At 72.9% G+C, this 8,015-nt stretch carries 8 protein-coding genes; 3 read left to right on the top strand and 5 right to left on the bottom strand.

Annotation, left to right across the window (positions count from 1 at the left end; translation table 11 throughout):
• Positions 1-48: 48 nt before the first annotated feature.
• On the bottom strand, positions 49-930 hold the full coding sequence (locus ACFQ3T_RS16420; protein WP_380724135.1) for a hypothetical protein: 882 nt from the start codon (positions 928-930) through the stop codon (positions 49-51).
• A 162-nt stretch (positions 931-1,092) separates the two neighbouring features.
• Between ACFQ3T_RS16420 and ACFQ3T_RS16415 the strand changes: the two genes are divergently transcribed.
• A complete protein-coding gene (locus ACFQ3T_RS16415; RefSeq protein ID WP_073886125.1) occupies positions 1,093-1,278 on the top strand; it encodes a DUF3073 domain-containing protein in 186 nt (61 codons plus the stop codon).
• Between the two features lie 69 nt (positions 1,279-1,347).
• On the opposite strand, the gene ACFQ3T_RS16410 is transcribed toward ACFQ3T_RS16415, so the two are convergent.
• Positions 1,348-2,406, bottom strand: a complete 1,059-nt coding sequence (locus tag ACFQ3T_RS16410) for an NADH:flavin oxidoreductase/NADH oxidase (RefSeq protein WP_447009992.1) — start codon at positions 2,404-2,406, stop codon at positions 1,348-1,350.
• A gap of 422 nt (positions 2,407-2,828) precedes the next feature.
• Here ACFQ3T_RS16410 and ACFQ3T_RS16405 point away from each other — a divergent pair, with 422 nt between their 5' ends.
• Both ACFQ3T_RS16405 and ACFQ3T_RS16400 read left to right on the top strand, forming a co-directional pair.
• Entirely contained in the window at positions 2,829-3,443 is a 615-nt protein-coding gene (locus ACFQ3T_RS16405; protein ID WP_380724133.1) for a Crp/Fnr family transcriptional regulator, read from the top strand.
• A gap of 89 nt (positions 3,444-3,532) precedes the next feature.
• Positions 3,533-4,378: a hypothetical protein gene (locus ACFQ3T_RS16400; RefSeq protein ID WP_380724132.1), complete on the top strand. Its 846-nt coding sequence runs from the start codon at positions 3,533-3,535 to the stop codon at positions 4,376-4,378.
• 15 nt (positions 4,379-4,393) lie between these two features.
• Here ACFQ3T_RS16400 and iolD read toward each other — a convergent pair whose 3' ends face one another.
• From iolD to ACFQ3T_RS16385, 3 genes are read right to left on the bottom strand one after another with little or no spacing between them, the layout of a single operon-like run.
• Positions 4,394-6,241, bottom strand: coding sequence for a 3D-(3,5/4)-trihydroxycyclohexane-1,2-dione acylhydrolase (decyclizing) (gene iolD, locus ACFQ3T_RS16395; RefSeq protein ID WP_380724131.1), 1,848 nt, complete (start codon positions 6,239-6,241; stop codon positions 4,394-4,396).
• Positions 6,238-7,119 (bottom strand): 5-deoxy-glucuronate isomerase, encoded by an 882-nt coding sequence (iolB, locus tag ACFQ3T_RS16390; RefSeq protein ID WP_380724130.1) that lies wholly within the window; start codon positions 7,117-7,119, stop codon positions 6,238-6,240. The genes iolD and iolB overlap by 4 nt, the downstream gene beginning before the upstream one ends.
• Complete coding sequence (locus tag ACFQ3T_RS16385; RefSeq protein ID WP_447009993.1) at positions 7,116-8,015, bottom strand: Cgl0159 family (beta/alpha)8-fold protein; 900 nt, start codon at positions 8,013-8,015, stop codon at positions 7,116-7,118. Before ACFQ3T_RS16385 ends, iolB begins: the two co-directional genes overlap by 4 nt.

Below are 8,015 nucleotides of genomic sequence, written 5' to 3'. Positions count from 1 at the left end.
GGCGCCCTGCTCCTGGCCGCCGCGGCGGCCGCGGGCGCCCGCGTGCTGCTAGCCGTGCCGTTCGCGGCGCGCCAGCTCGCCCCAGAACTCCCGTAGCCGCTCGTACCGGACCGCGACCTCCTCGGCGTCACCGGCTTCGAGGGCGTCCACGATCGCGTTGACGTCCGCCGCCGAGCTGTCCTCGAGGAGGTCCTGGTCGTCGATGAGCTGCACGAGACCGCCGTAGTCCAGCTCCACCGCCGAGCCCGGCGCGAAGTGGTCGAGCCAGCGGCCGGTGTCGGCGAGCACCTTCGCCGGGCCCGCCTCGCCCAGGGACGCGGACACCACGCGGTGCGCCCGCGCCACGCGCTGCCGGGCGTCCGCCATGGACACCCGCCAGGACACCTGGCGCTCCGGGTCCTCCCGCGGCGCCAGCACGATCCGCCGGGCCTCCGGCTCGACCAGGGCGAACCACGGCAGCGGCACCGTCCACGTGGTCGAGATGACGTGCACCGCCCCGCCGGTCAGCTCCGCCATCACCGCCGACGCGCGGGAGCGGATCGCCTCGGCCTCCACGGACACGGCCTCGTCCCGCAGGGGTCCGGTGGACGTGGCGAGGAAGCCGACCAGGGCGGCGGCCGAGCGGGCTCGGAGGTCCAGCGGGCACACCAGGGGGCCGGGGCCCACCTCGCCCGGGACCTCGGCGGGGCTGATGGTCATCACGTCGAACGGCGCGTCGGGTGCGACGCTGCCGTCCGACCGCTCACCGGGCAGGAGGCGAGGCGGCCGGGCCAGCTGTGATCGCAACCACAGCTCCCGTTCGCGCTCGCCGACGTCCGCACGGCTCAACACCCCGTTGTCCAGGGCTTTTCGCACCTGATCGGCCAACGGTGCGTCAAGAGCCGACAGCGGTTCGTACACCCTGAGGTAGGCGACGAACGGTCGAGGCACCCGCGCATCCTCCCATGCTGAGATTTGGCGGCACGTGTCACGCCTACCGCGTCGCGGGGAACCCCTTCGACACGGTACGGTAGTTACCAGGAACTAGTTGTCGAGACGAGTGGGGCCGCCGTTCCCCCGGCCGCCCCCGTCCCTGTGCGAGGGGGTCGAGCCATGGGGCGCGGCCGAGCGAAGGCCAAGCAGACCAAGGTGGCGCGGGAGCTCAAATACAGCTCTCACAACATCGACGTCGACGCCTTGCAACGCGAGCTGTCCGGCGGCGAGTCCGCTGCTGGTCGCCGGAGCGAAGAACGCTTCGACGACCCGTCGGACGACGATTACGACGACTACCGTCGCTGACGAATCACACCCGCTGCTGAGGTTGGGCTGCCGGTTTCACCACCGGCAGCCCAACCTTTGCAGCGGGCCCTACAACGCCCTGGCGTACTGCTGAGGCGGGTTGACCTGCACCCCCAACTGCCGTGCCGCGTGCAACGGCCAGTAGGGGTCGCGCAGCGACGCCCGCCCCAGCAGCACCAGGTCGGCTGAGCCGTCGGCGAGGAGTTGTTCTGCCTGCCGGGCGTCGGTGATCATGCCGACGGCCCCGGTGGGCACGTCGGCCTTCCGTCGCACGGTCTCGGCGAACGGCACCTGGTAGCCGGGGCCGACCGGGATGTCCGCCGCGGGCACGTTGCCGCCGGTGGACACGTCGATCAGGTCCGCACCCGCGTCGGCGAGGTCGCGCGCGAGCACGACGCTGTCCTCAGGCGTCCAGCCGCCCTCGACCCAGTCGGTCGCGGAGATGCGCACGAACACCGGCACGTCCTCGCCGACGGCTTCGCGGACGGCGGCGGTGACCTCGCGGGCCAGCCGGGTGCGGTTCTCCAGGGAGCCGCCGTAGGCGTCGGCGCGGTGGTTGCTGAGCGGCGAGAGGAACTCGTGCAGGAGGTAGCCGTGCGCCGCGTGGACCTCGACCACCCGGAACCCGGCCTCGACCGCGCGCCTCGCCGCGGCGGCGAAGTCGGCGACGACCCCCGCGATGCCCTCGACGTCCAGCTCGACCGGCGTCCGGTAGCTCTCGTGGAACGCCTCGGCGCTCGGCGCGACGGGCGTCCAGCCGCCGTCGGCGTCCGCGACCCCGCCGCTGCGCGAGGCGAACGGCGCGTAGGTCGACGCCTTGCGGCCGGCGTGGGCGAGCTGGACGCCGGCGACGGCGCCGCGGGCGTGGATGAAGTCCACGATCGGCCGCCACGACGCGACGTGGGCGTCGTCCCACAGGCCCGTGTCCTCGGGCGAGATGCGGCCGACGGCCTGCACGGCGGTCGCCTCGGTGAGCACGAGGCCCGCGCCGCCGACCGCGCGCGAGCCGAGGTGCACGAGGTGCCACTCGTCCGGGTGGCCGTCCCGCGCGGAGTACTGGCACATCGGGCTGACCGCGATGCGGTTGGGCAGGGTGACGGCGCGGAGGTCCAGCGGGGTGAACAGCATGCTCACACAGGTCTCCTCGGTGTGTTCGGGTACGTCTGCGAGACCCCGGTCGGGTCACCGGGTTCAAGGCCCGGACCGGACCGCTTGTTCCCCGTCGAGACCCGTCCCACGTCGCGGGAGCTGGGGAATTCCATTCGATTCGGTATTGCGCGCGCATTCGCACGTGATCTTCAGTGGGGAGGCGGTGCGCAAAACGCCGAACAAGTGGGCCCCAGTTACGCCCATTCGGGTGTACTGTCCGCAGCACGTTCGGGGAGACCATCACTTGCCGCCCGATGCCGGTCGGCTCATGGGAAGTTCCCGCCGGCCACGACAGTAACAGGATCCACATGCTGCCCATGCCGTCCACGATGACCCCGGATCCAGGGTGGCCCAGCAACAGCCTCCTGGGTCGACTCCGAGACAACACCCGACAAGAGCTGTTGAACATCGGCACGGTCGTGCGGTACGCGGCCGACCGCGAGGTCATAGAACAGGATGCGAAGGACACTCACGTCCTACTCCTGCTCGACGGCGTGGTCAAGGTGCAGACGACCGACGAAACCGGCGACACGGCGCTGCTCGCGATCCGGGTCGCGGGCGACCTCGTCGGCGAGATGGCGGCGCTGGACCAGAAGCCGCGCTCCGCCACCGTCGTGACGTGCGGCGACGTGGTCGCGAAGCTCATCACGAGCGGTGAGCTGATGGGCTTCCTGCACCGGCGCAACGACGTGTTCGTCGAATTGATAGGGATGATCAACGACCGGCTGCGCTGGGCGAACCAGCGCCGGCGGGATTTCCTGTCCCACCCGGCGGCCGAACGGGTGGCCAGGGTGCTGGCCGAATTGGTGCAGACGTACGGGCGCGAAGAGGCCCACGGCTGGACGTTGGGAATTCCCCTGACCAAGGTGGAACTCGCCTCGATCGCCGGGATGAAGCCCAGAACGGCCGAGAAGGCGTTCTCCGATCTGCGCAAAGCGGGGGTGGTGGTCAGTCACCTGAGGCGTGACGTGCTGGTGCCCGATCTGGCGAATCTGCGCAAATTCGCGGGGTTCTGAGCGCGAGACCGCCGTTCTGCGGTTTTCGCGCCGATGTCGTACTCCACAGTGACTGTGTGCGGTTCCCCATCCGTCGAAAGGCCGAACCCATGAGCTTCCAGCGCGGTCTGCTGGTGTGTTGTGACCTGAGGAGCTACGGGTCGGCCGACGACCGGCTCCAGCGCGACCTGCAGGACCAGCTGGTGCGCAGCCTCGACCGGGCGGGCGAGGCCGCCGGCCTGGACCGCTCCGCCTGGCGGCGGCAGGCCAAGGGCGACGAGGAGTGGGCCGTGCTGCCGCCCGCCACGCGCGAGAACGACGTCGTGGACCGGTACGTGCGGGCGCTGAACGCCGAGCTGGCCGCGACCAACGAGTACCGGCTGCCGCACGCCCGCCTCCGGCTGCGGATGGCGATCCACTTCGGCACCACCGTCGAGGGCGCGAACGGCGTCCCCGGCCAGGACGCCGTGCTGGTCAGCAGGCTGCTCAACAGCGAGCCCGCGCACGCGGCGCTGGAGCAGTCGCCAAACGCCGACCTGGTCGTGGTGCTGTCCGACCTGGTGTTCACGTCGCTGGTCGCGGCCGGGTACACCACGCTGCGGGTGGAGGACTTCCGGCGCGTCGAGGTGCGGGTGAAGGCGTTCCACGGCCACGCGTGGATGTGGCTCCCCGGCGGCGACGTGCACGCGCTGGTGCTGGACGACGCACCCGCCGACGTGCCGGCCGCGTCGCTCGCGGAGGCGCCGGCCGCGGTGCCCGCCGCGCCGGTCGACCGCGGGCCGTCGACGGTGAACCAGCACGCGGTGGCGACCGGCGCGTCGACCGTGGTCCAGGCCGGGCGCAACGCCCGCGTGACGACCCAGAACGCCGGGATGATCCAGAACTTCGACCGCAACGACCAGCGCGGTTCACACTACGGCCCGGTCCACCACCGCGACCCGGACGCCAAGGGCTGAAAACCCGAGGCGCCGTCAGAGATAGCGGATCTGCTTCGCTTTACCGGCGGCCACGTCGTCGTGCGCGGCCGTGATTCCGGGGCGGTGCGCGACTTCCGGCACGCCGACTTCCCACCACGCGCCCGCGTCGGTCCACGCGGACGGGTGAGTGCGAATCACGACCACGGCCGGGCGGTGTTCGGTCTTCGCCACCTCGCGGGCTTTGCGGTAGGCGTCGCGAAAACCGCCCAGGTCGTCCACCGGGAACGCCGCGCATCCCATCGCGGCGGCGTGCGCGGCGAAATCGGTGCGCGGCGGTCGGGCGTGCGCGGTCCGCACGTCGTCGTACAGGTTGTTGAACCCGGCGCCGCCCTGGCCGGTCTGCAACCGGTGGATGACGGCGTAGCCGTCGTTGTCGCACACCACCGCCACGAAGCCGTGCCCGGCGAACGCCGCCGAGAACAGCTCGGAGTTCAGCATCAGGTAGGAACCGTCGCCGAGCAGCGAGGTCACCACGCCGTCCGGCCGGGCGATCGCCGCGCCCCACGCGCCGGCCAGCTCGTAGCCCATGCACGAGAAGCCGTACTCGACGTCCATGGTCGCCTCGCCGACCGCGCGCCAGCCGCCGATCAGCTCGCCCGGCAGTCCGCCCGACGCCGTGAGCACGTAGTCGGCCGACCCGGACAGGTCGTTGACCGCGCCCACCACCTGCGCGTACGTCGGCGTGCCCGATGGCGCGCGCAGCCCGTCGACGTACCCGTCCCACTTCGCCCGTTCCTCCGCCGCCCGCGCGGCCCACGCCTCGCCGGCCCGCCACGCGCCCAGCTCGTCGGTCAGCTCGCGCAGGCCCTCGTCGGCGTCCGCGACCACCGACAGCGCGCCGTGCTTGACGGCGTCGAACCGGGCGGCGTTGAGCGAGACGAGCCGGACGCCCGGCGCGAACACCGTCCACGACGCCGTGGTGAAGTCCTGCAGGCGGGTGCCGACGGCCAGCACCACGTCGGCCTCGGCGGCCATGGCGTTCGCCGAGGTGGAGCCGGTGATGCCGAGCGGCCCGGCGTGCAGCGGGTGGTCGTGCGGGACGAGCGTGCGGCCCGCCGTCGTCTCGGTGACCGGGATCGCGTGCCGCTCGGCGAAGCGGATCGCGCGGCCGGCGGCGCGGGAGTACCGGACGCCGCCGCCGAGGACCAGCAACGGCCTGCGGGCCCCGCGGAGGACGTCGGCGGCCGACGCGAGGGCGCGGGTGTCCGGGCGGGGACGCGTCGGGCGGTGGACCACCGGGGCGAACAGCGCCTCGGGGAAGTCGAACGACTCGGCCTGCACGTCCTGCGGCAGCGCGAGCACCGCCGGTCCGCAGTCGGCCGGGTCGGTGAGCACGCGCGTCACCTGCGGCAGGGTGTTGAGCAGCTGCTCGGGCCGGGTGATCCGGTCGAAGTACCGGCTGACCGCCCGGAACGCGTCGTTGACCGTCGTCGTCGGGTCGCCGAAGTGCTCGACCTGCTGCAACACCGGGTCGGGCGCGCGGTTGGCGAACGTGTCGCCGGGCAGCAGGAGCAGCGGCAGCCGGTTGGCGTGCGCGACTCCGGCGGCGGTGACCATGTTCAGCGCGCCCGGACCGATGGACGACGTGGCGACGCCGACCTGGCGGCGGTGGGTGGCCTTGGCGATGCCGACCGCGGCCAGCGCCATGCCCTGCTCGTTGTGGCCGCGCCAGACCGGCAGCTCCTCCCGCGCCTCTTCGAGCGCGTTGCCGAGGCCGAGGACGTTGCCGTGGCCGAAGATCGCGAACACGCCGGGGAACAGCGGCCCCTCGGCGCCGTCGGGCAGTTCGGTGCGTTGCGCGAGCAGCCAGCGGACCAGCGCCTGCGCCGTCGTGAGCCTCATCCCACCCGTCCTCCGGCGGTCGTGACGGGACAGCGCGGGTCGAGCCGCTGCCCCGGCCAGGTGTCCCGGACCCAGGTGTGCGCGGGGTCGTCGCAGAACGCCATCGACCGCTCGTCACCGGGCCCGGCCAGCACGTTCAGGTAGTACATGGGGTAGCCGGGCGCCGCGACGCACGGGCCGTGGTAGCCGCGGGGGATCAGGAAGACGTCGCCGTCGCGGACCACCACGTCCTCGTCGACCTCGCCGTCGTCGGTGTAGGTGCGGTGCAGGCCGAAGCCCTCCCGCGACGGCGTGACCTGGTCGCGGCCGGCGATGCGGAAGTAGTAGACCTCCTCGTTGACGACGTCGCACGTGTGGTCGTGCTTGTGCGGCGGGTAGGACGACCAGTTGCCGTCCGGGGTGATCAGCTCGCACGCGATGAGCCGGTCGGCGTGGTCCCAGACGCCCGGCACGCCGAAGTTGGTGACCTGGCGGGTGGCGTTGCCCGCGCCCCTGACCTCGACCGGGACGTCCTCCGCCGGGCCGTACCTGGGCGTCAGCCTGCGCTCGCACCGGGCCGTCGGCAGCGCCACCTCGACACCGTCCTTTGTGGACAAGCGCACGCGCGCGTCCCGCGGCACGTACGCGAAGTCGGTCACGCGGGTGAACACGGAGTCCCGGCCCGCCAGCTCGAACCGCTCCCCGTCGACCTCGACCGCGCACCCGCCCGACAGCGGCAGCACGAACGCCTCGTGCTCGCCGGTGTCGAACGTCGCCTCCCCGCCGGCGTGCAGGAGGACCACGCGCAACCCCGCGTACTCCCACCCCGCCGCGTCGGGCGTCAGCTCGACGGCGTTCTCCCCGTGCGACAACGTGCCCAGCGGCCGGTGCCAGCTCATGCCTCAACCCCCTTCGCCGCGCGCAGCACCTCGGCGGCGGCCTCGACCGCGGCGGCGACGTCGCCGTCCGGCGGGTAGAGCAGGGCCCGGCCCACGACCAGGCCCCGCACGGTCGGGTGGCGCAGGGACCGGCCCCACGACGCCAGGTCGTCGCTCAGCCGCGCGGACGGCACGCCGCCCAGCACCAGCGCCGGCAACGTCGTCGCGTCCAGCACCTCGTCCGACGACGGCGGCAGCTTCAGCCACGTGAACGCCGACGTCACGCCGAGGCCGGCCGCGACGCTCCCGGCCCGCGCCATCGCGGCGGCGTCCTTGCGCAGCACCAAGTCGCCCGCCTCGTCCCGCGCGTACGGCAGCGGCTCGACCATCGCCATCAGGCCGCGCTCGGCCAGCGCCGACACGGCCGCCGCGCAGCTCTCCAACGTGGGCACGGTGCCGGGGTCGGAGTCCACCAGCCGGAGCAGCATCTTGCCGCCGTCCAGGCCGCTGCCCGCGATCGCGGTGGGGTCGTAGGCGGTGAACCGGTCGTCGATCTCCCAGTCCGCGCCGACCAGGCCGCCGCGGTTCATCGAGCCGATGACGACCTTCCCGTGCAGGCCGTCGAGCAGCAGCAGCTCCTCGATCACGTCCGGCGTGCCGAGCACCCCGTCCACCGCCGGGTTCGCGAGCGCCGTGAGCAGCCGGTCCAGCAGGGACCGGCGGTCGGCCATGGCCAGCGGGTCGCTGCCGACGCCCAGCGCGCCGCGGGCCGGGTGGTCGGCCGCCACCAGGAACAGGGTGCCCTGCTCGGACAGCAGCCGGGTCCGGCGCTCGCGGGCCTGGTACGCGCGGCGGACGGCGGACGGGTCGGTCGCCCTGGTGTCCAGCAGCGCCGACCACCGCTCGTCCGTGATCAC

The sequence above is a fragment of the Saccharothrix hoggarensis genome (genome assembly GCF_042678885.1).
In the GTDB taxonomy this organism is placed as follows: domain Bacteria; phylum Actinomycetota; class Actinomycetes; order Mycobacteriales; family Pseudonocardiaceae; genus Actinosynnema; species Actinosynnema hoggarensis.
This window is presented reverse-complemented; position numbering and strand designations above follow the sequence as displayed.

What these genes read in the sequence shown, in the direction of transcription:
- ACFQ3T_RS16400 (WP_380724132.1), top strand. Translation starts at nt 3,533, where the DNA reads ATGAGCTTCCAGCGCGGTCTGCTGGTGTGTTGTGACCTGAGGAGCTAC.
- ACFQ3T_RS16410 (WP_447009992.1), bottom strand. Translation starts at nt 2,406, where the DNA reads ATGCTGTTCACCCCGCTGGACCTCCGCGCCGTCACCCTGCCCAACCGC.
- ACFQ3T_RS16415 (WP_073886125.1), top strand. Translation starts at nt 1,093, where the DNA reads ATGGGGCGCGGCCGAGCGAAGGCCAAGCAGACCAAGGTGGCGCGGGAG.
- iolB (WP_380724130.1), bottom strand. Translation starts at nt 7,119, where the DNA reads ATGAGCTGGCACCGGCCGCTGGGCACGTTGTCGCACGGGGAGAACGCC.
- iolD (WP_380724131.1), bottom strand. Translation starts at nt 6,241, where the DNA reads ATGAGGCTCACGACGGCGCAGGCGCTGGTCCGCTGGCTGCTCGCGCAA.